Here is a 23675-nt window from a genome sequence, read left to right as displayed (position 1 = left end):
CTGTGGCTCGCCCGCAGCCATCACTGAACGCGGGCGAAAGTGTAAAGCAGGTGCCCTACCATTCCTGACCTGACAACCGGATATGCAGGGATTTCTCCCCGCACAGCGGCGATTTCTTCGGTTCGTAAGCGAGAACAGCCTTAAACTCAATATTACGTTCCTTTACGGTGAACTCACACAGCGAGTCTCCGACCAGAAGCGTAAATCCCAGTACCGTCAAACACAGTACTATGACTGCCACAAGGGCATATTTCGTCAGCGTGTTTATATTGCCTCCATGCGAAGAAGGGACTAGCATCCAAATTGTTCAGGTTTGGGTAGGTAGCCCCAGGGTTGATAGAAATATCTCCTGGGCTTCATCTTTCCAGACCTCAGAGTAAACCTGAAACCGGAAAGCTTCAGGCACCCGCGGTTATCTTACCCTTCCTTAGCAAAATAACTGTTTGTTTATACAGTAAATCCTGTTTCGGGCTTTCCACAATTCATCAGATCAACTGAAGCTGAGCCAGTTTTTCTGTACGCCCCAATCGTCAAAATTCTTCGCCACCAGCCAGCTCAGCCATAACTTGTCACATTGCAAAAGTAGCCAAATTGCTTCAGTAGCAATCGGTTCATCATCACCAAAAAAAGAAACATTCCAGAACTTCCGCATCTCGCCCAGCCGCGCCCACTTCTATACTGAAACGAAAACGCCCACATAAGAGAAACCTATGTCATTACCCGATTTTCATATTTCTGAACCTTTTACCCTCGGTATTGAGCTGGAAATGCAGGTGGTTAATCCGCCGGGCTATGATCTTAGTCAGGACTCTTCAACGCTAATTGATGCGGTAAAAAGTGAGATTAGCGCCGGGGAAGTGAAGCACGATATCACCGAAAGTATGCTGGAACTGGCAACTGGTGTTTGCCGTGATATCAACCAGGCTGCCGGGCAATTTTCAGCAATGCAGAAAGTCGTTCTGCAAGCTGCGGCGGAGAATCATCTGGAAATTTGCGGTGGCGGTACGCACCCATTTCAGAAATGGCAGCGTCAGGAGGTGTGCGATAACGCACGCTATCAGCGGACGCTGGAACACTTTGGTTATCTCATTCAGCAGGCGACTGTTTTTGGTCAGCATGTTCACGTTGGCTGCGCCAGTGGCGATGACGCCATTTATTTGCTACACGGCTTATCGCGCTTTGTGCCGCACTTTATCGCCCTTTCTGCCGCGTCGCCGTATATGCAGGGAACAGATACCCATTTTGTCTCCTCACGGCCAAATATCTTTTCCGCCTTTCCCGATAATGGCCCGATGCCGTGGGTCAGTAACTGGCAGCAATTCGAAGCCCTGTTTCGCTGCCTGAGTTACACCACGATGATCGACAGCATTAAAGATTTGCACTGGGATATTCGCCCCAGCCCTCATTTTGGCACAGTAGAAGTTCGGGTGATGGATACCCCGTTAACCCTTAGCCATGCGATAAATATGGCGGGATTGATTCAGTCCACCGCTCACTGGCTGCTGACGGAACGCCCTTTTAAGCATCAGGAAAAGGATTATCTGCTGTATAAGTTCAACCGTTTCCAGGCCTGCCGCTATGGTCTGGAAGGCGTTGTTACCGATCCACACACCGGCGATCGTCGGCCACTAACAGAAGACACCTTACGATTGCTGGAAAAAATCGCCCCTTCTGCGCATAAAATTGGTGCGTCGAGTGCGGTTGAGGCCCTACATCGCCAGGTCGCCAGCGGTCTGAATGAAGCACAGTTGATGCGTGATTTCGTTGCCGATGGCGGCTCGCTGATTGGGCTGGTGAAAAAGCATTGTGAGATTTGGGCCGGAGACTAAGTCGGGAATTGCCTTACAGAAGAATATCCCTGACAATGGTGTTTTAACTTACATTTAACAATGTTATGAAACATCCTTTAGAAACCTTGGCCGCCGCAGCAGGCATTTTGTTGATGGCTTTCCTCTCTTGCCTGCTGCTGCCCGCCCCCGCGCTGGGGCTGACGCTGGCACAGAAACTGATGGCCACGTTCCATCTGATGGATCTGAGTCAGCTTTACACTTTGTTATTTTGTCTGTGGTTTTTAGTGCTGGGCGCTATTGAATATTTTATTCTTAGATTTATCTGGCGACGCTGGTTCTCGCTGGCGGATTAAACATCGATTATCGCCGCGGTTCGCGGCATACTTTGCTTATTCTCCTTCGCCTTAAGGAAAGTTTATGGATAAGCAATCACTGCTTGAAACGGCGAAACGCCTGGCGCTTGAGCTGCCTTTCGTCGAGCTTTGCTGGCCGTTTGGCCCGGAGTTTGATGTTTTTAAAATTGGCGGCAAGATTTTTATGCTGTCGTCAGAACTGCGCGGCGTCCCCTTCATAAATCTGAAGTCCGATCCACAAAAATCCCTGTTAAATCAGCAGATATATCCGAACATTAAGCCTGGATATCACATGAATAAAAAGCACTGGATTTCGGTGTATCCCGGCAAGGAAATCTCCGAAGCGTTACTTCGCGATCTGATCAACGATTCATGGAATTTAGTGGTTGATGGCTTAGCCAAACGCGATCAAAAAAGACTGCGCCCAGGCTAAAACGTAAATCTATAGAGCATTTTTCTCGCTTACCATTTTACTTCGATCCTTGTAATCTGCTGGCACACAAATGTCTTTCACAAGGAGTCTTTATGGATATTATTTCTGTCGCCTTAAAGCGTCATTCCACTAAGGCATTCGATGCCAACAAAAAACTTACCCCAGAACAGGCGGAGCAGATCAAAAACCTGCTGCAATACAGCCCTTCCAGCACCAACTCCCAGCCGTGGCATTTTATCGTTGCCAGCACTGAAGAAGGCAAAGCGCGTGTCGCCAAATCCGCTGCCGATAATTACGTGTTCAACGAACGTAAAATACTTGATGCCTCGCACGTCGTGGTGTTCTGCGCGAAAACCGCAATGGACGATGCCTGGCTGAAGCTGGTTGTTGACCAGGAAGATGCTGATGGCCGCTTTGCCACGCCGGAAGCGAAAGCCGCGAACGATAAAGGCCGCAAATTCTTCGCGGATATGCACCGTAAAGATCTGCAAGATGATGCAGAGTGGATGGCAAAACAGGTATATCTCAACGTCGGTAATTTCCTGCTGGGCGTTGCGGCACTGGGTCTGGACGCGGTGCCAATCGAAGGTTTTGACGCCGCGATCCTCGATGAAGAATTTGGTCTGAAAGAGAAAGGCTACACCAGTCTGGTGATCGTTCCGGTGGGTCATCATAGCGTCGAAGATTTTAACGCTACCCTGCCAAAATCTCGTCTGCCACAAAGTATCACTTTAACCGAAGTGTAATTCTCCCTTGCCGGGCATCCGCCCGGCTATTTATCCTCAGATTTTACTTATTTGCATAACCCCCTTTCACCCGTCATCATAGGCCGCTGTTGTATAAAGGAGACGTTATGCAGGATTTAATATCCCAGGTTGAAGATTTAGCGGGTATTGAGATCGATCACACCACTTCAATGGTGATGATTTTCGGTATTATTTTTCTGACCGCCGTAATAGTGCATATTATTTTGCACTGGGTGGTACTGCGTACCTTCGAAAAACGCGCCATCGCCAGCTCACGGCTGTGGTTGCAAATCATTACCCAGAATAAACTCTTCCACCGTTTAGCTTTTACCCTGCAGGGGATTATCGTCAATATTCAGGCGGTATTCTGGCTGCAAAAAGGCACCGAAGCGGCTGATATCCTGACCACCTGTGCGCAGTTGTGGATCATGATGTATGCGCTGCTTTCAGTCTTCTCCCTGCTGGATGTTATTTTAAATCTGGCTCAGAAATTCCCGGCGGCAAAACAGTTGCCGTTAAAAGGGATATTTCAGGGGATCAAACTGATCGGCGCGATTCTGGTCGGCATATTAATGATCTCACTGCTGATTGGTCAGTCACCGGCAATTCTGATCAGTGGTCTTGGCGCGATGGCTGCCGTACTGATGTTGGTGTTTAAAGATCCGATTCTTGGTCTGGTTGCAGGGATTCAGCTTTCCGCGAACGATATGTTGAAACTGGGCGACTGGCTGGAGATGCCAAAATACGGCGCGGATGGCTCAGTGATCGATATCGGCTTAACTACCGTCAAAGTGCGTAACTGGGATAATACCATTACCACTATTCCCACCTGGTCGTTAGTATCCGACTCCTTTAAAAACTGGAGCGGGATGTCAGCCTCTGGCGGTCGACGTATTAAACGCAGCATCAGTATTGATGTCACCAGTATTCGTTTTCTTGATGAAACCGAAATGCAGCGGCTGAATAAAGCGCATTTGTTGAAACCCTATTTAACCAGCCGCCATCAGGAAATTAACGAGTGGAATCGCCAGCAAGGTTCTACGGAGTCAGTATTAAACCTGCGCCGAATGACCAATATTGGAACGTTTCGCGCCTATCTGAACGAATATCTACGCAATCATCCGCGGATTCGTAAAGATATGACCTTAATGGTGCGCCAGTTAGCTCCCGGCGATAATGGTTTACCGCTTGAGATCTATGCGTTTACTAATACTGTGGTGTGGCTGGAATATGAAAGCATTCAGGCTGATATATTCGACCACATATTTGCCATCGTCGAAGAGTTTGGTCTGCGACTTCATCAGTCACCAACCAGCAATGATATTCGCTCCCTGGCAGAAGCATTTAAGCAGTAATTAAAAAACCGCTCTCATCGAATGGATGAGAGCGGCTTCAAATTGTTGACATCATTTTGTCGGATGCGGCGTGAACGCCTTATCCGACCTACACTATTATTTCGCTTTCCGGCGCAGTGTTTTAAACGCCACAAACAGGAACACAATCCACACCGGCAGCAAAATTGCCGACAAGCGCATATCATCCATCGTGCACATCAACAGCAAAATCATGCCGAGGAAGGCAATGCAAAGATAGTTGCCAAACGGATAGAGCAGCGCCTTAAACTGTGTTTCACGCCCCTGACGTCGCATCGCTGCACGAAAACGCAAATGCGCCAGGCAGATCATAATCCAGTTCAACAGCAAGGTTGCCACCACCAGTGCCATCAGCAAACCAAACGCTTTTTGCGGCAACAGATAGTTGATCAACACCACCAGTGAGGTGATCGCCCCGGAAAGCATCAGCGAGTTGATCGGCACGCCGCGACGGCTAACACGGGTAAGGAACTTCGGTGCGTTACCCTGGACGGAAAGGCCAAACAGCATCCGGCTGTTAGAGTAAACCCCGCTGTTATACACTGACAGCGATGCCACCAGAATGACGAAGTTCAGCGCAGAAGCCACCACGTTGCTGTCGAGGTTATGGAAAATCATCACAAACGGGCTACTGTTAGATTTCACTTCCACCCACGGGTAGAGCGCCAGTAATACCACCAGCGAACCGATATAAAACAGCAAGATACGATAAACCACCTGATTTACCGCCTTCGGGATGCTTTTTTCCGGATCGCGCGCTTCAGCGGCAGTGATCCCAATCAGCTCCAGGCCGCCGAAGGAGAACATGATCACCGCCAGCGACAAAATCAGCCCGTTCCAGCCAGTGGCAAAGAAACCACCAAAGCGCCAGAGGTTATCGATACTGGCTTTCTCGCCACCGTGACCAGAAAACAGCAGCCACAGACCAAAACCGATCATGCCGATAATCGCCAGCACTTTAATCAGCGCAAACCAGAACTCGGTTTCGCCATACAAGCGCACGTTCACCAGGTTAACGGCGTTGATGATAATAAAGAAGGCGGCGGCCCAGACCCACGTTGGAACATCCGGGAACCAGTACTGCATATAGATGCCCGCAGCGGTCAGCTCTGCCATTCCCACCAGCACAAACATTACCCAATAGTTCCAGCCGGAAAGGAAGCCTGCAAACGGTCCCCAGTATTTATAAGCAAAGTGGGCAAACGAACCGGAAACCGGCTCCTCAACCACCATCTCGCCAAGCTGGCGCATAATCAGGAAAGCGATGATCCCGGCGACGCCGTAGCCCAGCAACACGGCCGGCCCCGCCATCTGAATCGCCGGGCCAATGCCAAGAAACAGACCAGTACCAATTGCACCGCCCAGCGCAATCAGTTGAATATGACGGTTATGTAATCCCCGATGAAGCGTCGGCTCTTGATTCGACGCGGTATCTTCCGATACGGTTGACGCGTTTTTCACGCCTTTCCCCTGTGTGTCTTTTTTAATGAGGGGCATCTTTTAACATTTAGTGCTGGTCGTCGCAAGATACAATCCACACAGTTAAACCGGGTATCCTTTTCTTATGCAAATTGCCGACAAAAAGTACTCTGTTATTGCCAAATAAGGTGTTAACGCCTTATTTGGCCTACAGAAACGTGCAAATTCAATAAATTATAATTCACGCTGTAGGCCTGATAAGGCATAGCGCATCAGGCAATTTGCCTAAACCCGATGGCGGTGCAGCCACATCAACTTATACGCCGCCGGGATAATAAACAGCGACAGCAACGGTGCGGTGATCATACCGCCAATCATCGGCGCAGCGATGCGACTCATCACTTCGGAACCCGCCCCTGTTCCCCACAGAATCGGCAGCAGACCAGCGATAATCACCGCCACCGTCATCGCTTTCGGGCGCACGCGCAGTACCGCGCCGTGATACAACGCCTCATCCAGCTTCTGTTCACTAAAGGTTTGCGGATTATCCAGCGACGGCTCTGCCTCTATGGCGTGACGTAAATACATCAACATCACCACACCAAACTCGGCAGCGACTCCGGCGAGAGCGATAAAACCGGTGCCCGTTGCCACGGAAAGATGAAAGCCCATCCACCACAGGAACCAGATACCGCCCACCAGCGCAAACGGTACACTGCTGATAATCAACAACGCTTCGCCTACGCGACGGAACGCCAGATATAACAGCACGAAAATGATCATCAACGTCATCGGCACCATGAGTTTCAGCTTATGGTTCGCGCGCTCCAGTAACTCGAACTGCCCGGAGAACGCCACACTAGTGCCCGGTTTCAACTGCACTTTCTCGGCAATCGCTTTTTGCAGATCGTGAACCACCGACACCATGTCACGGTCGCGAGCGTCGATATAAATCCAGCTCGTCGGTCGCGCATTCTCGGTTTTCAGCATTGACGGTCCGCCAGAGACTTTGACGTCAGCAACGTCAGCAAGGGTGATTTGCTGTTTCATCGGCGTCAGAATCGGTAGCTGTCGCAGCGCCTGCGGGCTGTCGCGCCAGCTTTGTGGATAACGCAGATTAATCGGGTAACGAGCAATCCCTTCCACCGTTTCGCCAACCATCGCTCCGCCCACTGCGGATGTCACAAACAACTGCACATCCGCCACCGTCATACCGTAACGCGCGGCTTTTTCGCGGTTAATCTCAACGTTGATATAGCGCCCACCTTCCAGGCGTTCGGCAAGCGCAGAAGCCACGCCAGGCACCGTTCGCGCCACTTCTTCGATTTGTTCCGCCATCGCGTCGATATCCGCCAGCACGTTGCCGGAAACCTTAATCCCGATGGGACTTTTAATGCCGGTCGAGAGCATATCGATACGGTTACGGATTGGCGGCACCCACAGATTTGCCAGCCCCGGCAGCCGCACTGTGTTATCCAGCTCTTCGATGATTTTGTCCATCGTCATACCTGGCCGCCACTGATCCTGCGGCTTAAGTTGAATGGTCGTTTCTACCATCTCCAGCGGAGCAGAATCAGTTGCCGTTTCCGCTTTCCCGGTCTTGCCAAATACCCGCGCCACTTCCGGCACGCTCATGATCAGCTTGTCAGTTTTTTGCAGCATACTCGCCGCTTCCGCCGCGGAAATCCCCGGTAGCGTCGAAGGCATATACAGCAAGTCCCCTTCATTGATCTGCGGTAAAAATTCGCCGCCAACTTTATTGAGCGGCCAGATTACCGTCAGCACCGAAAGCGCCGCCACCAGCAGCGTGGTTTTTGGCCAGTGCAATACTTTCAGCAACAGCGGATGGTAAATCCGAATCAAAAAGCGGTTGAGCGGATTACTACTTTCTGGCGGAATTTTGCCACGGATCCAGTAACCCATCAGGATCGGGATCACCACGATCGCCAGCAGCGCTGCCCCCGCCATCGCATAGGTTTTAGTGAACGCCAGTGGACCAAACAAACGCCCTTCCTGTCCTTCAAGGGTGAAGATCGGGATAAACGACAACGTAATAATCAGCAAGCTGATAAACAGCGCTGGCCCTACTTCAACAGAAGCATCGGTGATCACCTGCCAGCGTGTTTTATTATCCAGCGGGGCGTCAGGATGCTGATGCTGCCACTCTTCCAACCGTTTATGGGCATTCTCGATCATGACGATAGCGGCATCGACCATCGCCCCGACGGCAATCGCAATACCGCCCAGCGACATAATATTGGCGTTCAGCCCCTGAAAGTGCATGACAATAAAAGCAATACACAACCCCAGCGGCAACGAAATAATCGCCACCAGCGCCGAGCGCACATGCCAGAGGAACAGCGCACAGACTACCGCCACCACAATAAACTCTTCCAGCAGCTTGCCGCTGAGATTGTCGATAGCGCGGTCAATAAGCTGGCTGCGATCGTATGTTGTAACTATCTCCACGCCTTCCGGCAGGCTGCTTTTCAGCGCTTCCAGTTTGTCCTTCACGGCGGCAATAACTTCACGGGCGTTTTTGCCGGAGCGCAGGATAACGACCCCACCCGCCACTTCGCCTTCGCCGTTCAGCTCCGCAATACCCCGGCGCATTTCCGGCCCAACCTGAACCTTCGCTACATCACGCAGATAAACGGGAACACCATTTTCACTGGCTTTTAAAACGATGTGATTAAAGTCGTCGAGCGTTTGCAGATAGCCACTGGCACGTACCATATACTCTGCTTCCGCCAGTTCAATCGACGAACCGCCTGCTTCCTGGTTTGAGGCATCCAGCGCACTTTTCACTTCTGCGAGACTGATGCCATATTGCGCCAGGCGCTGAGGATCGATAACTACCTGATACTCTTTTACCACACCGCCCACCGATGCCACTTCCGCAACATTGGGGATGGTTTTTAGCTCATATTTAAGAAACCAGTCCTGCAATGAGCGTAAATCAGCCAGATCGTGCTTCCCGCTGCGATCCACCAGCGCGTATTCATAAATCCAGCCAACGCCCGTGGCATCTGGCCCCAACTCGGCACTGACACCCGCAGGCAGCTTACCCTGCACCTGGTTGAGGTACTCCAGCACCCGCGAGCGCGCCCAGTACGGATCGGTGCCATCTTCGAAAATGACATACACATAAGAGTCGCCAAACTGCGAGAAACCGCGCACTGTCTTCGCGCCCGGCACCGACAGCATGGTAGTGGTTAGCGGATAAGTGACCTGATTTTCAACGATTTGTGGTGCCTGACCGGGGTAACTGGTTTTAATAATCACCTGCACATCGGAGAGATCCGGCAGTGCATCCACTGGCGTGTTAATAATGGTCCAGGTGCCCCAGATACTCAGAAACAATGCGCCCATCAGCACCAGAAAACGGTTCGCCACCGAGCGACGAATAATCCATTCAATCATTGGTTATTCCCTCAATGCGCATGGGTAGCGCTTTCAGAGCGCATCCGCTCCAGCGCACCAGAAATATTGGCTTCGGAATCAATCAGAAACAGCCCGCTGGAAACCACCTTTTCACCTTCCGCCAGACCAGAGCGTAGCGCGGTGATACCTTGTGATGCCTGGAAAACGGAAACGCGTTTCGGAACAAAACGCCCGTCGGCATCAACGGTAATCACCCGCTGTTCGCTGCCGGTGTCGATCAGCGCCTGTGAAGGAATCAGCAGCATCGGTTCGCTGGCGGTATTGAGTTGCAACCAGGCGTTCATTCCCGGTTTTAGCGCCTCTTCGGCGTTGTCGACTTCCAGACGCAGTTGCAGCGTGCGGGTCGCGGCATCCACGCCGGGTAGCAGCGTCCATTTGCGAATGGTGAGCGTTTTATCGGGTCGCGCCGGAACGGTGAGCGTAAACTGCGAGGCATCTTTCACCAGCCAGGCGATGGACTCCGGGATCGCGGCAGTGACCCACACCGGGTTCATACCCTGAATTTTCGCTACCACGTTATCTTTGGCGATATTCATTCCCGCGCGCAGATCAAACGCGGTGATCACGCCATCAATGGGCGCTTTGAGCGTAAAGCGAGTCTGGATTTTTTGCGTGGCGATCAAGCGGCGAATATCGGCCTCCGGCATTCCCGCCAGTCGCAGCCGCTCAAGAATGCCTTCGATCTGGGTCGCCGTACCGCCGGTTTCACGTAGCAGTAAATACTCACTCTGCGCTTCCACCCAGTCGGGAATAGTCAGCTCGAGAAGCGGCGCGCCCTTTTTCACTTTATCGCCCACGGTAAGCGGATAAACCTTGTCGATAAACCCGGCGGCGCGGGCCTGCACAATAGCAAACTGATACTCGTTGTAACTGACGTTTGCCGGGAAACTCTGGGCAAACGTCAACGACCCGCGCGTGACGGTGGCCGTTTTCACCCCCAGATTCTGCGTCTGGGTCGGGTCAATACGCACACCAGACGCAGAATTCTCTTCATCGGCATATTTCGGCACCAGATCCATATCCATAAACGGCGATTTACCCGGTTTATCGAACCGCGTATTGGGATACATCGGGTCATACCAGAATAAAATTTTACGTTCTGCGGTTGGTGTTTTTTCTGCTGGCTGTTCCGCCTGGGCAAACCAGGTAAAACCTGCCGCGGAAATAATACCGCCCGCGATCATGCTGCCGATAATAAGCGCGATTTTTTTCATTTCATTAAACCTGGGTTACTGGCTGACTTTAATATCCTGTAATAAAGAAAGGTTGCCCTGCTGGACAAAATTAAACGCCACTTTGTCGCCGGTTTTAATTTCGCTCATTTTCGTCTGCGGGGTGATGGTAAAACGCATGGTCATCTCCGGCCAGTTCACGGCAGCAATCGGATCGTGATGGATAGTGATTTTTTTGCTTTCCAGATCAACACCTTTTACCACACCGGTGGCGCTAATTACCTGCGGTTGTGCTTCGCTCATCGTTTCATGATGATGTTCGTTAGCCTGCGCATTAAAGCCAATAACAGTAAACAGACTGAACATTGCGACTTGCAGTGTCTTTTTCATTTTATATCTCCTGGTGTTAAAAAATTATTGCTGCCAACCGCCACCCAGAGCGGTATATAAGGAAACTTCGTTAACCTGACGGGCATAATTCAGGTCGAGTAAGGTTTGTCGGGTAGCAAATAAAGAACGTTCGGCATCCAGCACTTCCAGATAACTTACCGCGCCGTGCTGATATAACGTCCGCGCCCGTTGCAGGGTAATTTGCAACGACGCCAGATAACGCTGCTGAGCGCTGATTTGATCATTCAGGCTTTGGCGTAACGCCAGCGCATCGGCCACTTCTTTAAAGGCGTTCTGGATTTTCTGTTCATAATTCACCACCGACTGCTGCTGGCGAATTTCAGCGATATCCAGATTGGCCTGATTACGTCCGGCATTAAAAATGGGGCTCTCAATTTTGGGGATAAAATTCCACATCCCGCTGCTGGCGTTAAATAATGACGACAGATCGCTGCTGGCGGTTGATATTCCGCTGGTCAGGCTTATAGACGGAAAAAATGCCGCGCGTGCAGCACCAATATTGGCATTGGCCGCCATTAATGCATGTTCGGCTTCCATAATATCCGGGCGTTGCAATAAGATTTGCGATGACAAACCCGCCGGTAATTTAACGCTTTGCAAGCTGTCGCTGTTTGCTGCCTGCGCTTGCGGCAGCTTGCCGTAGCGTCCCAATAACAGTTGCAACGCATTATTCGCCTGCGCCAGTTCCCCCTGACGTTTAGCAATATCGCTACGGGTACTTTCAATCACCCCGCGAGCCTGTTCCAGCGCCAGAACATTGCTGCTACCGGTTAACAGTTGTTTTTCGACAAACGCATATGACTGTTGATAATTACGCAGCGTTTCTTCGGCTATTTGCAATTGCGCATAAGCCAGTTGCTGGTTGTAATAGCTTTGCGCGACATTCGAAACCAGCAGAATATGCACCGCGCGCCGGGCTTCCTCAGTAGCTAAATAATTTTGTCGCTCGGCTTCGCTCATGTTCTTTAAGCGACCGAAAAAATCGAGGTCAAAACTGGTGTTAAGGCCAGTCGAGAACTCCCGTGTCGTGGCGGTATTGCCTTTAAGATTACCGCTCCAGTTGCCGCTACCCTCGCCGTTGAGTTGCGGGTAGCGATCGGCATCGGTCAGTCGATATTGCGCCCGCGCCTCCTGCACTTTTAGCGCCGCCATACGCAAATCCCGGTTATTCGCCAGCGCCTCGCTAATCAGCGTCTTCACCTGATTATCAACAAAAAAGGTGCGCCAGCCCGCACTCTGGTAATTATCGACCGGGTTGATCAGGCTGTTCTGACTTAACGAAAACTGCTGCGGCACGGGCATTGCCGGGCGCTGATAATCCGGTGCCAGTGAGCAACCACTTAGCGCGAGGGCCACACTAAGTGTCAGGAGTTTACAATGAGACATAGGCGCATAATTTCTGGTGATTTTATGCCGCCAACTTTACCCGCCAGGCTCTGATTTTCCGGTGACAGGAAAATGACAAAATTGTCATTTTGCCAATAAGCGATTGCCATCTGATCGCGCTCCTCTAGAATTGGCCGGGCAGTATGCGGAGGAAACATGAAACTGTTGATTGTCGAAGATGAAAAGAAAACCGGCGAATATCTGAACAAAGGGTTAACCGAAGCCGGTTTTGTGGTCGATTTGGCCGATAACGGACTTAACGGCTACCATCTGGCGATGACTGGAGATTACGACCTGATAATCCTCGATATTATGCTGCCAGACGTGAACGGCTGGGATATCGTGCGCATGTTGCGTTCTGCCAACAAAGGGATGCCGATTCTGCTGCTCAGCGCGCTGGGTACGATTGAACATCGCGTCAAGGGGCTGGAGCTGGGAGCGGATGATTATCTGGTGAAGCCATTCGCTTTTGCTGAACTGCTGGCGCGGGTGCGCACCTTACTGCGGCGCGGAGCGGCGGTGATTATCGAAAGCCAGTTTCAGGTTGCCGACCTGATGGTCGATCTTGTCAGCCGCAAAGTCACCCGTAGCGGCACGCGTATCACTTTGACCAGTAAAGAATTTACCCTGCTGGAGTTTTTCCTCCGTCATCAGGGCGAAGTACTGCCCCGCTCGCTTATCGCTTCACAGGTATGGGACATGAATTTTGACAGCGACACCAACGCCATTGATGTGGCGGTGAAGCGACTGCGCGGCAAAATCGACAATGATTTTGAGCCAAAGCTGATTCAAACCGTGCGTGGCGTGGGTTACATGCTTGAGGTGCCGGATGGCCAATAAGCCATTTCAGCGCCCGTTTTCGCTGGCAACCCGCCTGACCTTTTTTATCAGCCTTGCCACCATCGCGGCATTTTTCGCCTTTGCATGGATCATGATCCACTCGGTAAAAGTCCATTTTGCTGAGCAGGATATTAATGATTTAAAAGAGATTAGCACCACCCTTGAACGGGTACTTAATCACCCTGACGAGACACAAGCCCGACGCTTAATGACGCTGGAAGATATCGTCAGTGGTTATTCCAACGTCTTGATTTCCCTGGCAGATAGCCACGGTAAAACGGTATATCACTCCCCAGGCGCGCCGGATATCCGCGAGTTTGCACGCGATGCCATACCCGATAAAGACGCACGTGGTGGTGAGGTGTATCTCCTCTCCGGCCCGACGATTATGATGCCGGGCCACGGTCACGGGCATAGGGAACACAGCAACTGGCGGATGATTAACTTGTCGGTTGGCCCGCTGGTGGACGGCAAACCGGCTTATACGCTCTACATTGCGCTGTCGATCGATTTTCATCTTCATTACATAAATGATTTGATGAATAAACTTGTAATGACTGCATCGATCATCAGCATCCTGATCGTCTTTATCGTGCTGCTGGCGGTACATAAAGGTCACGCGCCGATCCGCAGCGTCAGCCGCCAGATCCAGAATATCACTTCGAAAGATCTCGACGTTCGCCTGGACCCGCAGACCGTGCCGATTGAGCTGGAGCAACTGGTGCTGTCGTTTAATCATATGATTGAACGTATTGAAGATGTCTTTACCCGCCAGTCCAACTTCTCGGCAGATATCGCCCACGAAATTCGCACGCCAATTACGAATCTGGTGACGCAAACGGAAATTGCCCTGAGTCAGTCGCGCAGCCAGAAGGAACTGGAAGATGTGCTCTACTCTAATCTGGAAGAGTTGACGCGAATGGCGAAAATGGTCAGCGATATGCTGTTTCTCGCCCAGGCCGATAACAACCAGCTAATCCCGGAAAAGAAAATGCTCAACCTGGCAGATGAAGTCAGCAAAGTTTTCGATTTTTTCGAGGCGTTAGCGGAAGATCGCGGCGTGGAACTGCGATTTGTTGGCGACAAGTGTCAGGTCGCGGGCGATCCGTTGATGTTGCGTCGGGCGTTAAGCAACCTGCTTTCTAACGCCCTGCGTTATACGCCGCCCGGAGAGGCAATTGTAGTGCGTTGCCAGGCTACCGATCGCCAGGTACAGGTTACCGTCGAAAACCCCGGTACGCCCATTCCGCCCGAACACTTACCGCGATTGTTCGACCGCTTCTACCGCGTTGACCCCTCCCGCCAACGAAAAGGTGAAGGTAGCGGCATTGGCCTGGCGATTGTGAAATCGATTGTTGTCGCGCATAAAGGCACGGTTGCGGTAACGTCAGATGCGCGTGGGACAAGGTTTGTGATCTCATTACCCGCTTAATCATTCAGCAAACAGCAACTTTTATCACCAGTGTAAAAATAACGTGCCGCAATAGTCATACCTATTAATGGTAAAAAGCTGTCACAATTCATAAAAAACCTTAATATACGCCACCCTAAACATAAGCAGCGTTAATGTAAGGTTTTGGCGTGGACTGGCTTCTTGATGTTTTTGCTACCTGGCTTTATGGCTTAAAAGTAATCGCGATAACGTTAGCGGTCATAATGTTCATCAGCGGACTGGACGATTTTTTCATTGATGTCGTCTACTGGGTTCGTCGCATTAAGCGCAAGTTGAGTGTTTATCGGCGCTACCCACGAATGAGTTACCGCGAACTGTACAAACCAGATGAAAAACCGTTAGCGATTATGGTTCCGGCGTGGAATGAAACTGGCGTCATCGGCAATATGGCCGAGCTGGCGGCAACCACGCTCGACTATGAAAACTATCATATCTTTGTCGGCACTTACCCGAACGACCCCGATACTCAGCGTGATGTTGACGAAGTGTGTGCTCGCTTCCCGAACGTGCATAAGGTGGTCTGCGCACGTCCTGGCCCCACCAGCAAAGCAGATTGTCTGAACAATGTGCTGGACGCCATCACCCAGTTTGAGCGAAGCGCCAATTTCGCCTTTGCGGGTTTTATTCTGCATGACGCCGAAGATGTGATTTCGCCAATGGAACTGCGTCTGTTCAACTACCTTGTCGAGCGTAAGGATCTGATTCAGATCCCGGTGTATCCGTTCGAACGCGAATGGACGCACTTCACCAGCATGACCTATATCGATGAGTTTTCCGAACTGCATGGCAAAGATGTTCCGGTGCGTGAAGCCCTCGCCGGACAGGTGCCCAGCGCAGGTGTTGGCACCTGTTTCAGCCGCCGCGCCGTGACCGCGCTGTTGGCTGACGGTGACGGCATTGCTTTTGACGTGCAAAGTCTCACCGAAGATTACGACATTGGTTTCCGCCTGAAAGAGAAAGGAATGACGGAGATTTTTGTCCGTTTTCCGGTGGTGGACGAAGCTAAAGAACGCGAGCAGCGTAAATTTTTACAGCACGCGCGGACGTCAAACATGATCTGCGTGCGCGAATATTTCCCCGATACCTTTTCCACCGCAGTACGGCAAAAGTCTCGCTGGATCATCGGCATTGTTTTCCAGGGATTTAAAACCCATAAATGGACTTCCAGCCTGACACTCAACTACTTTCTCTGGCGTGACCGCAAAGGGGCAATCAGCAACTTTGTTAGTTTCCTCGCGATGCTGGTGATGATCCAACTTTTGCTGTTACTGGCGTATGAAAGTTTATGGCCTGATGCCTGGCATTTTCTTTCTATTTTCAGCGGCAGCGCATGGTTAATGACCCTGCTATGGCTAAACTTTGGCTTGATGGTTAACCGTATTGTGCAGCGGGTGATTTTTGTCACCGGTTACTACGGCCTGACGCAGGGCCTGCTATCCGTCCTGCGGCTATTCTGGGGCAACCTGATTAACTTTATGGCTAACTGGCGCGCGTTGAAACAGGTGCTTCAACATGGCGATCCGCGTCGCGTAGCGTGGGATAAAACGACGCACGATTTCCCCAGCGTGACTGGCGATACCCGTTCGTTGCGCCCGTTAGGTCAAATTTTGTTGGAAAATCAGGTCATCACCGAAGAACAACTCGATACAGCACTGCGTAATCGTGTCGAAGGTCTGCGTCTCGGCGGTTCGATGCTGATGCAGGGGTTGATCAGCGCCGAACAACTGGCGCAGGCGCTGGCTGAGCAAAACGGCGTGGCGTGGGAATCGATCGATGCCTGGCAGATCCCTTCCTCGCTGATTGCCGAAATGCCGGCTTCCGTAGCACTGCATTATGCGGTGCTGCCGCTGCGTCTGGAAAATGATGAGTTAATTGTCGGTAGTGAAGACGGCATTGATCCGGTGTCACTGGCGGCACTGACGCGCAAGGTTGGACGTAAAGTGCGCTACGTCATTGTTCTGCGCGGGCAAATTGTCACCGGATTACGCCACTGGTATGCACGCCGCCGCGGTCACGATCCGCGGGCAATGTTGTACAATGCGGTTCAGCATCAGTGGCTCACGGAACAACAGGCCAGCGATATTTGGCAGCAATATGTGCCGCATCAGTTCCTGTTTGCCGAAATACTGACCACACTCGGCCATATTAATCGTTCAGCGATTAATGTGCTGCTACTGCGTCATGAACGCAGCTCTCTGCCGCTCGGCAAATTTTTGGTTACTGAAGGTGTCATCAGCCAGGAAACGCTGGATCGCGTACTGACAATTCAACGCGAATTACAAGTTTCGATGCAATCTCTATTACTCAAAGCAGGTTTAACCACAGAACAGGTTGCGCAACTGGAGTCCGAAAATGAAGGAAAATAACCTTAATCGCATCATCGGATGGTCTGGTTTACTGCTGACGTCTTTATTGAGTACTGGCGCACTCGCAGACAATATTGGCACCAGCGCCAAAGAGCTGGGGCTTAGCGACTATCGCCATTTTGTTATTTATCCCCGCCTCGATAAGGCGCTGAAAGCACAGAAAAATAACGACGAAGCAACCGCCATCCGTGAATTTGAATATATTCATCAGCAGGTGCCGGATAATATTCCGCTGACTTTATATCTGGCAGAAGCCTATCGCCATTTTGGTCATGATGACCGCGCGCGGCTGTTGCTTGAGGATCAGCTTAAACGAACTCCCGGCGATGCCCGGCTTCAACGTAGCCTTGCGGCAATTCCTGTGGAAGTCAAAACAGTGAATACCGTCGAGGAACTGTTGGCACAGCAAAAAGCGTGCGATGCTGCGCCGACTCTGCGTTGCCGCAGTGAAGTTGGGCAGAATGCGCTGCGGCTGGCACAGTTATCTGTTGCCAAAGCGCAACTGAACGATGCGACGTTTGCCGCATCGCCGGAAGGAAAAACGTTACGAACCGATCTGCTGCAACGCGCAATCTACCTGAAACAATGGTCCCAGGCGGATACGCTATACAATGAAGCACGCCAGCAGAATACATTAAGCGCAGCAGAGCGCCGTCAGTGGTTTGACGTGCTTCTTGCCGGGCATCTGGATGATCGGATCCTGGCGCTGCAATCAGTGGGGATCTTCACCGATCCACAGTCGTATATTACTTACGCGACCGCACTGGCTTATCGTGGCGAAAAAGCACGCCTCCAGCGTTATCTCGCTGAAAACAAACCTCTGTTCACTACTGACTTACAAGAGAAAAGCTGGCTCTATCTGTTATCAAAATACAGTGACACTCCGGTGCAAGCGTTGGCGAATTACACGGTACAGTTTGCCGATAACCGCCAGTACGTTATTGGCGCAACGCTTCCGGAGCTGTTAAAAGAGGGTCAGTACGACGCGGCGCAAAAACTGCTCGCCACCCTCCCCGCCAATGAAATGCTTGAAGAGCGTTATGCCGTCAGTGTGGCAACCCACAACAGAGTTGAAGCACTACGTCTGGCGCGGTTGCTGTATCAGCGAGAACCAGCAAATCTTACGCGCCTGGATCAACTGACCTGGCAACTGATGCAGAACGGACAGTCACGTGAAGCTGCCGATTTGTTACTGCAACGCTACCCTTTCCAGGGCGATGCAAGCGCCAGCCATACGTTAATGACGCGGCTGGCGTCTCTGTTGGAAAGTCATCCTTACCTGGCAACGCCAGCGAAAGTGGCGATTTTATCGAAACCGTTGCCGCTGGCGGCGCAACGCCAGTGGCAAAGCCAGTTGCCGGGTATTGCTGACAATTGCCCGGCAATCGTCCGTTTACTGGGCGATATGTCACCGACTTACGATGCAGCCGCCTGGAACCGTCTGGCGAAGTGTTATCGGGAGACGCTACCTGGTGTAGCGTTGTATGCATGGCTTCAGGCAGAAAAACGGCAACCGAACGCGTGGCAACATCGCGCGGTGGCCTATCAGGCGTATCAGGTTGAAGACTACGCCACCGCACTGGCGGCCTGGCAGAAAATCAGTCTTCACGACATGAGCAATGAAGATCTGCTCGCTGCCGCCAATACCGCCCAGGCGGCTGGAAATGGCACAGCTCGCGATCGCTGGCTTCAGCAGGCAGAACAACGCGGGCTGGGCAACAATGCTCAGTATTGGTGGCTACATGCACAACGTTATATTCCTGCTCAGCCAGAACTTGCACTGAACGATCTCACTCGCTCAATTAACATTGCGCCTTCAGCTAACGCTTACGTTGCGCGGGCGACGATTTATCGGCAACGTCATAATGTCTCAGCGGCAGTGAGCGATTTGCGCGCCGCTCTGGAACTGGAACCGAATAACAGCAATACCCAGGCGGCGCTCGGTTACGCCTTGTGGGATAGCGGCGATATCGCGCAGTCGCGGGAGATGCTGGAACAGGCGCATAAAGGGCTACCGGACGATCCGGCACTCATCAGACAACTGGCTTACGTGAATCAGCGTCTGGATGATATGCCTGCGACGCAACACTACGCCCGGCTGGTGATTGATGACATTGATAACCAGGCGCTGATTACACCGCTGACACCGGAACAAAATCAGCAACGCTTCAATTTCCGTCGTCTGCATGAGGACGTAGGTCGCCGCTGGACGTTCAGTTTCGATTCCTCCATCGGCTTGCGTTCCGGCGCGATGAGTTCAGCTAGCAATAACGTCGGTGGCGCTGCGCCAGGTAAAAGCTATCGTAGCTACGGACAACTGGAAGCCGAATACCGTATCGGGCGCAATATACTGCTGGAAGGCGACCTGCTTTCGGTTTACAGCCGTGTGTTTGCCGATACCGGAGAAAACGGTGTGGTGATGCCGGTGAAAAATCCGATGTCCGGCACCGGCCTGCGCTGGAAGCCGCTGCGCGATCAGATCTTTTTCCTTGCCGTTGAACAGCAGTTCCCGCTGAATGGGCAAAATGGCACCTCCGACACCATGCTGCGTGCCAGCGCCTCGTTCTTTAACGGCGGCAAATACAGCGATGAGTGGCACCCGAACGGTTCAGGCTGGTTTGCCCAAAACCTGTATCTCGATGCGGCGCAATATGTCCGCCAGGATATTCAGGCGTGGACGGCTGATTACCGTGTGAGCTGGCATCAGAAAGTCGCGAACGGGCAGACAATCGAACCTTACGCTCACATACAGGATAACGGCTATCGTGATAAAGGCACTCAGGGCGCACAGCTTGGTGGCGTCGGCGTGCGCTGGAATATCTGGACCGGCGAGACGCATTACGATGCCTGGCCGCACAAAGTCAGTCTCGGCGTCGAATATCAGCATACCTTTAAGGTGATTAATCAACGTAGCGGGGAGCGCAACAACGCGTTTCTCACCATTGGAGTGCACTGGTAAATGCGTAAGTTCATTTTCGTATTGCTGACACTGCTCCTGGTCAGCCCTTTTTCCTTTGCAATGAAAGGTATTATCTGGCAACCGCAAAACCGTGACAGTCAGGTCACCGACGCCCAGTGGCAGGGACTGATGAGTCAGTTGCGTCTCCAGGGCTTCGACACCCTGATTCTGCAATGGACTCGTTATGGCGATGCATTCACCCAGCCAGAACAGCGCGCGTTATTGTTTAAGCGTGCCGCAGCAGCGCAACAGGCTGGTCTGAAGCTGATTGTTGGTCTGAACGCCGATCCGGAATTTTTTCTGCATCAGAAGCAGTCATCTGCAGCGCTGGAAAGCTACCTTAATCGCCTGCTGGCCGCCGATCTCCAGCAAGCCAGATTATGGCGTGCCGCGCCTGGCGTAACGCCGGATGGCTGGTACATCAGTGCGGAAATTGACGATCTGAACTGGCGCAGTGAAGCCGCCCGACAACCTTTACTAAAATGGTTAAACAATACGCAGCGACTGATTAGCAATGTTTCAGCAAAACCGGTTTATATCAGTAGCTTTTTCGCTGGCAATATGTCGCCCGATGGCTATCGGCAACTGCTGGAACAAGTTAGAGCGACAGGCGTTAATGTCTGGGTACAGGATGGCGGCGGCGTTGATAAACTCACCGCCGAACAGCGTGACCGTTATCTGCAAGCCAGCGCAGATTGCCAAACTGCCTCACCCGCCAGCGGCATTGTTTATGAGTTGTTTGTCGCGGGCAAAGGTAAAACGTTTGCAGCTAAACCAAAACCGAATGCGGAGATCGCCTCGCTACTAGCAAAACGTTCCGCCTGTGGCAAAGACGCACTCTATTTCTCTCTGCGCTATTTGCCCGTCGCGCGTGGCATCCTCGAGTATTAATTGTTTAAGGGAGCAACTTTGCTTGCTCCCTTCCTTTTCACTTGCCTGATCAGAATTCTGTCTGTATTAATTCTCAGTTTTCAACGCATTTTATGCGTCTGACGTTTTTCAATTATTTAACCAAACCGCGATCAAAAAGTGATAGTGTAATTTGCGAAAGAGGAGGCGTTAAAGGAAGAATATAGGTGAAACTAATTTCATCGACTAACTGTTTGTTCTGGAGGTCTTCATTCTCCTACCGGTCAATAGATAACCGGAAGGTTTTAAACTGCTGTTTGTCATGAAACTTCAAAGCTCATTCTTTCATACGTTATCTTTTAATTATCTGCCCTCCAGTCAAGTATTCTTATCAGCGGTTACACCATTATATTCACAATAAACATCATTACCCGCTTTACCATTTGTCACCACATGATAGTTGCCATCAGATCTTGCAATGCTTCGGCTCAGGATTACGCTTGCGACGATTTGGCACTTTCCAGATATTCCCGTACATAACACAAATAAGCGACGTAACCACTACTCAGAGGGATTATATAATCATATTTATACCGCTATATAACTTTTAAATAAGAACAATTATTCATCAAGCGCATTAATATCAGCATATTCCTTTACACAGGAATAAAACCTTTTATTTAATAAACAAAGAGAGTCAATGATGAGTAAAATTACAGGCGTTTTAGTTGACAACCATATCTATGATATTAAAAATGATATGACGAATGGTTACCATTTCCCTAACTGCTTGTTTCCAGGTGCCACCTTTAAGATGGTCATTGATAATGACCCGGTTAATAATGGCAAGGTAAAATGGAGCTGTAGCACTGATGCAGACAATAATGTTCTGGCGATCAGTCAGGATGGCACAGTAACTTTTCCTGACGTTGACGAAAAGTGCATCGGGAATATTTTTGCCATTTTCGCTACTGATAAATCAACGAACAAATCTGCCGGTATTTATATTTTTACTGTGAAGCGTTTTTTCAAATACAGCATTGAAGCCTATGATTCAGTTAAAGATATTTTACCGTGGGTTAAAAAAATGAACGGAGAATTTCCCGAAGCGCAGGATATCGATAGTTACGATTATAATGATCATGATTCAGGGCATATTATTAAGCGAGAAGTTAACGCAGGACTTTACCAGGAATGGGGCGATGTAGCTAATAGTGGATGGAAAACAAATAGTGAATGTGCGGGCATTTGTAGAATTTACGCTTTTAATAAAGAAGATAATATTTATTATTGGCTTAAAAATGATGGGGTCAGACAGGAATTGAGCGTGGGTTTCACCGCTCAGGCAGTTGCATCCTACGGTGAATCCATCGCCTGATTGTGTTTTTGTCCACTATCATTTGTATTATTGTAGCGTAAACATTCACTGAAATTATAAAATTTAACTTACGTAAAACCACCCGTTCAGCGGGTGGTTCTCATATTTATCCACGATGTGGATGAAGTTTAAAAAACAAACAGACTTAAGAGTTTCTTGTTATATTGCTATAAACCATTTAATCACAAAATGCCGACAGTATTTCTTGCCTACAACTTTGTTATTGCTATTCAAAACACAAATATGGCAATCCCCTGCTCCACTTGCCAAAAAACATTTACCTGCAGTATAAAAAAGCAGCCCGTATAAACATACGAGCTGACGTATTTCATTAAACTCGAACGAAACTCTTTTTAATGTGGTGCGCTTCGTGACAATAAGTTAATTACCAACACTCCGGCACAAATCAACATCATGCCTATAATGGCTGGAAGATCCAGCCGTTGGCCGAAAAATCCCCAGGACAGTAAGCTAATCAGGACGATACCGACGCCTGACCAGATAGCATAAGCAATCCCTGTAGGAATATAAGCCAGCGTCTGAGCTAATAACCAGAATGATGTACAGTAACAAATAATTGTACCAACAGAGGGCCATAACCGTGTAAAACCCTCTGAAAACTTCATTAAGGTTGTACCAATAACCTCTGCAAGTATTGCACCACCAAGATAAATATAAGGGTTCATAGCATATTCATTCCTGTTAATACCGGAGAGAATTGTTCTACAGTTTGAACTTAACTCACTGCTTCCCCCTGGTGCATTCATTGATGCTCTTCATCAGTGCTTCAGGGAATGGGCGGATGGGGATCCATAGAAATGGTGCGTAGATATGCTCACCTTACGTCTAATCATTTGACAGAGCACGCGAGGAAAATAGACGATATTTTTGGTAATGATGTCCCAAATACGTCCACTCTGAAATTATGAAGGTGGTAAAGAAGGTGTAACTGGTTGAATTGTAATGGCGCGCCCTGCAGGATTCGAACCTGCGGCCCACGACTTAGAAGGTCGTTGCTCTATCCAACTGAGCTAAGGGCGCATTGATACCACGATGTGCTGTAATCGCGTGAATTATACGGTCAACCCTTGCTGAGTCAATGGCTTTTGAACTGGTTGCTGAACAAGTGTACGGTCGTGTCTGATTTATCTCACTACGACGGCAAACCAACGGCGGTTATCATTATCGGCGTTAATCTGCCTGGTACAGAAGGTTTTACTTTTCAGAAAACGAAAACTGACAGCGCGCTACGCTTCTGACAAAATAGACGCATCCCCTTCGACCTACGTAACAGATGGAATCC

Annotated in this window: 19 protein-coding genes, 1 tRNA gene and 3 pseudogenes; 14 read left to right on the top strand and 9 right to left on the bottom strand. The window is 50.4% G+C overall.

All coding sequences use genetic code 11. The features are described from left to right. Positions 1-112: 112 nt before the first annotated feature. Positions 113-298 (bottom strand): annotated as a pseudogene (locus tag BEA93_RS13550) (Hok/Gef family protein); the annotation flags it as partial. Between BEA93_RS13550 and BEA93_RS26220 the strand changes: the two are divergent. Then, a pseudogene (locus BEA93_RS26220) lies at positions 231-498 on the top strand (hypothetical protein). The pseudogenes BEA93_RS13550 and BEA93_RS26220 sit on opposite strands and share 68 nt — an antisense overlap. On the opposite strand, the gene BEA93_RS25310 reads toward BEA93_RS26220, so the two are convergent. Further along, complete coding sequence (locus tag BEA93_RS25310) at positions 491-652, bottom strand: hypothetical protein (RefSeq protein WP_061090776.1); 162 nt, start codon at positions 650-652, stop codon at positions 491-493. The pseudogene BEA93_RS26220 and the gene BEA93_RS25310 sit on opposite strands and share 8 nt — an antisense overlap. 58 nt (positions 653-710) lie before the next feature. Between BEA93_RS25310 and BEA93_RS13540 the strand changes: the two genes are divergently transcribed. The 5 genes from BEA93_RS13540 to ybdG all read left to right on the top strand — a co-directional run bounded on the left by BEA93_RS13540 (position 711) and on the right by ybdG (position 4677). Beyond that, positions 711-1829, top strand: a complete 1119-nt coding sequence (locus BEA93_RS13540) for a YbdK family carboxylate-amine ligase (protein WP_000056358.1) — start codon at positions 711-713, stop codon at positions 1827-1829. Between the two features lie 65 nt (positions 1830-1894). Further along, on the top strand, positions 1895-2143 hold the full coding sequence (locus tag BEA93_RS13535; RefSeq protein WP_105224668.1) for a DUF1158 domain-containing protein: 249 nt from the start codon (positions 1895-1897) through the stop codon (positions 2141-2143). A gap of 64 nt (positions 2144-2207) precedes the next feature. After that, positions 2208-2576, top strand: coding sequence for an MmcQ/YjbR family DNA-binding protein (locus BEA93_RS13530; RefSeq protein WP_000360970.1), 369 nt, complete (start codon positions 2208-2210; stop codon positions 2574-2576). A gap of 92 nt (positions 2577-2668) precedes the next feature. Then, the gene (gene nfsB, locus BEA93_RS13525) at positions 2669-3322 is read left to right on the top strand and encodes an oxygen-insensitive NAD(P)H nitroreductase (RefSeq protein ID WP_105224669.1); all 654 of its coding nucleotides are present in this window, start codon (positions 2669-2671) and stop codon (positions 3320-3322) included. Between the two features lie 107 nt (positions 3323-3429). After that, the gene (gene ybdG, locus BEA93_RS13520; RefSeq protein ID WP_001153127.1) at positions 3430-4677 is read left to right on the top strand and encodes a mechanosensitive ion channel YbdG; all 1248 of its coding nucleotides are present in this window, start codon (positions 3430-3432) and stop codon (positions 4675-4677) included. A gap of 96 nt (positions 4678-4773) precedes the next feature. Here the strand turns inward: ybdG and pheP are convergent, their stop codons facing one another. The 5 genes from pheP to cusC form a co-directional block, all read right to left on the bottom strand. Beyond that, a complete protein-coding gene (pheP, locus tag BEA93_RS13515; protein WP_000786335.1) occupies positions 4774-6156 on the bottom strand; it encodes a phenylalanine transporter in 1383 nt (460 codons plus the stop codon). A gap of 243 nt (positions 6157-6399) precedes the next feature. After that, positions 6400-9537, bottom strand: coding sequence for a Cu(+)/Ag(+) efflux RND transporter permease subunit CusA (cusA, locus tag BEA93_RS13510; RefSeq protein WP_000574009.1), 3138 nt, complete (start codon positions 9535-9537; stop codon positions 6400-6402). An 11-nt stretch (positions 9538-9548) separates the two neighbouring features. Continuing rightward, positions 9549-10772, bottom strand: a complete 1224-nt coding sequence (cusB, locus tag BEA93_RS13505) for a Cu(+)/Ag(+) efflux RND transporter periplasmic adaptor subunit CusB (RefSeq protein ID WP_105224670.1) — start codon at positions 10770-10772, stop codon at positions 9549-9551. Between the two features lie 15 nt (positions 10773-10787). Further along, positions 10788-11120 carry a Cu(+)/Ag(+) efflux RND transporter periplasmic metallochaperone CusF gene (gene cusF / locus BEA93_RS13500; RefSeq protein WP_000753226.1) on the bottom strand — a complete coding sequence of 111 codons (333 nt, stop codon included), beginning with the start codon at positions 11118-11120 and terminating at the stop codon, positions 10788-10790. 24 nt (positions 11121-11144) lie between these two features. After that, the gene (gene cusC / locus BEA93_RS13495) at positions 11145-12527 is read right to left on the bottom strand and encodes a Cu(+)/Ag(+) efflux RND transporter outer membrane channel CusC (RefSeq protein WP_105224671.1); all 1383 of its coding nucleotides are present in this window, start codon (positions 12525-12527) and stop codon (positions 11145-11147) included. A gap of 156 nt (positions 12528-12683) precedes the next feature. Here cusC and cusR point away from each other — a divergent pair, with 156 nt between their 5' ends. The 6 genes from cusR (at position 12684) to BEA93_RS13465 (ending at position 22372) form a co-directional block, all read left to right on the top strand. After that, a complete protein-coding gene (cusR, locus tag BEA93_RS13490; RefSeq protein ID WP_105224672.1) occupies positions 12684-13367 on the top strand; it encodes a copper response regulator transcription factor CusR in 684 nt (227 codons plus the stop codon). Then, positions 13357-14799: a Cu(+)/Ag(+) sensor histidine kinase CusS gene (gene cusS / locus BEA93_RS13485; RefSeq protein WP_038355223.1), complete on the top strand. Its 1443-nt coding sequence runs from the start codon at positions 13357-13359 to the stop codon at positions 14797-14799. The genes cusR and cusS overlap by 11 nt, the downstream gene beginning before the upstream one ends. A gap of 149 nt (positions 14800-14948) precedes the next feature. Continuing rightward, positions 14949-17186, top strand: a complete 2238-nt coding sequence (gene nfrB, locus BEA93_RS13480; protein WP_000383933.1) for a cyclic di-3',5'-guanylate-activated glycosyltransferase NfrB — start codon at positions 14949-14951, stop codon at positions 17184-17186. Next, positions 17173-20145 (top strand): bacteriophage adsorption protein NfrA, encoded by a 2973-nt coding sequence (gene nfrA, locus BEA93_RS13475; protein WP_001515934.1) that lies wholly within the window; start codon positions 17173-17175, stop codon positions 20143-20145. The genes nfrB and nfrA overlap by 14 nt, the downstream gene beginning before the upstream one ends. Further along, positions 20146-21036, top strand: a complete 891-nt coding sequence (locus BEA93_RS13470) for a DUF4434 family protein (protein WP_105224673.1) — start codon at positions 20146-20148, stop codon at positions 21034-21036. Between the two features lie 658 nt (positions 21037-21694). Next, complete coding sequence (locus tag BEA93_RS13465; RefSeq protein WP_016248441.1) at positions 21695-22372, top strand: hypothetical protein; 678 nt, start codon at positions 21695-21697, stop codon at positions 22370-22372. Positions 22373-22725: 353 nt separating this feature from the next. On the opposite strand, the gene emrE is transcribed toward BEA93_RS13465, so the two are convergent. Further along, a complete protein-coding gene (gene emrE / locus BEA93_RS13460; RefSeq protein ID WP_001070455.1) occupies positions 22726-23058 on the bottom strand; it encodes a multidrug efflux SMR transporter EmrE in 333 nt (110 codons plus the stop codon). 93 nt (positions 23059-23151) lie between these two features. Between emrE and BEA93_RS13455 the strand changes: the two are divergent. Then, positions 23152-23321: pseudogene (locus BEA93_RS13455) on the top strand (integrase); the annotation flags it as partial. Between the two features lie 15 nt (positions 23322-23336). On the opposite strand, the gene BEA93_RS13450 reads toward BEA93_RS13455, so the two are convergent. Then, a tRNA-Arg gene (locus BEA93_RS13450) sits at positions 23337-23413 on the bottom strand. 95 nt (positions 23414-23508) lie between these two features. On the opposite strand from BEA93_RS13450, the gene BEA93_RS26100 reads away from it, so the two are divergent. After that, complete coding sequence (locus BEA93_RS26100) at positions 23509-23631, top strand: hypothetical protein (protein WP_256734171.1); 123 nt, start codon at positions 23509-23511, stop codon at positions 23629-23631. Positions 23632-23675: the final 44 nt, after the last annotated feature.

The organism is Escherichia sp. MOD1-EC5950 (assembly GCF_002965345.1).
GTDB classification, from domain to species: domain Bacteria; phylum Pseudomonadota; class Gammaproteobacteria; order Enterobacterales; family Enterobacteriaceae; genus Escherichia; species Escherichia marmotae.
The sequence above is the reverse complement of the archived record's forward strand: the minus strand, read 5'-3'. Positions and strand labels throughout refer to the sequence as shown.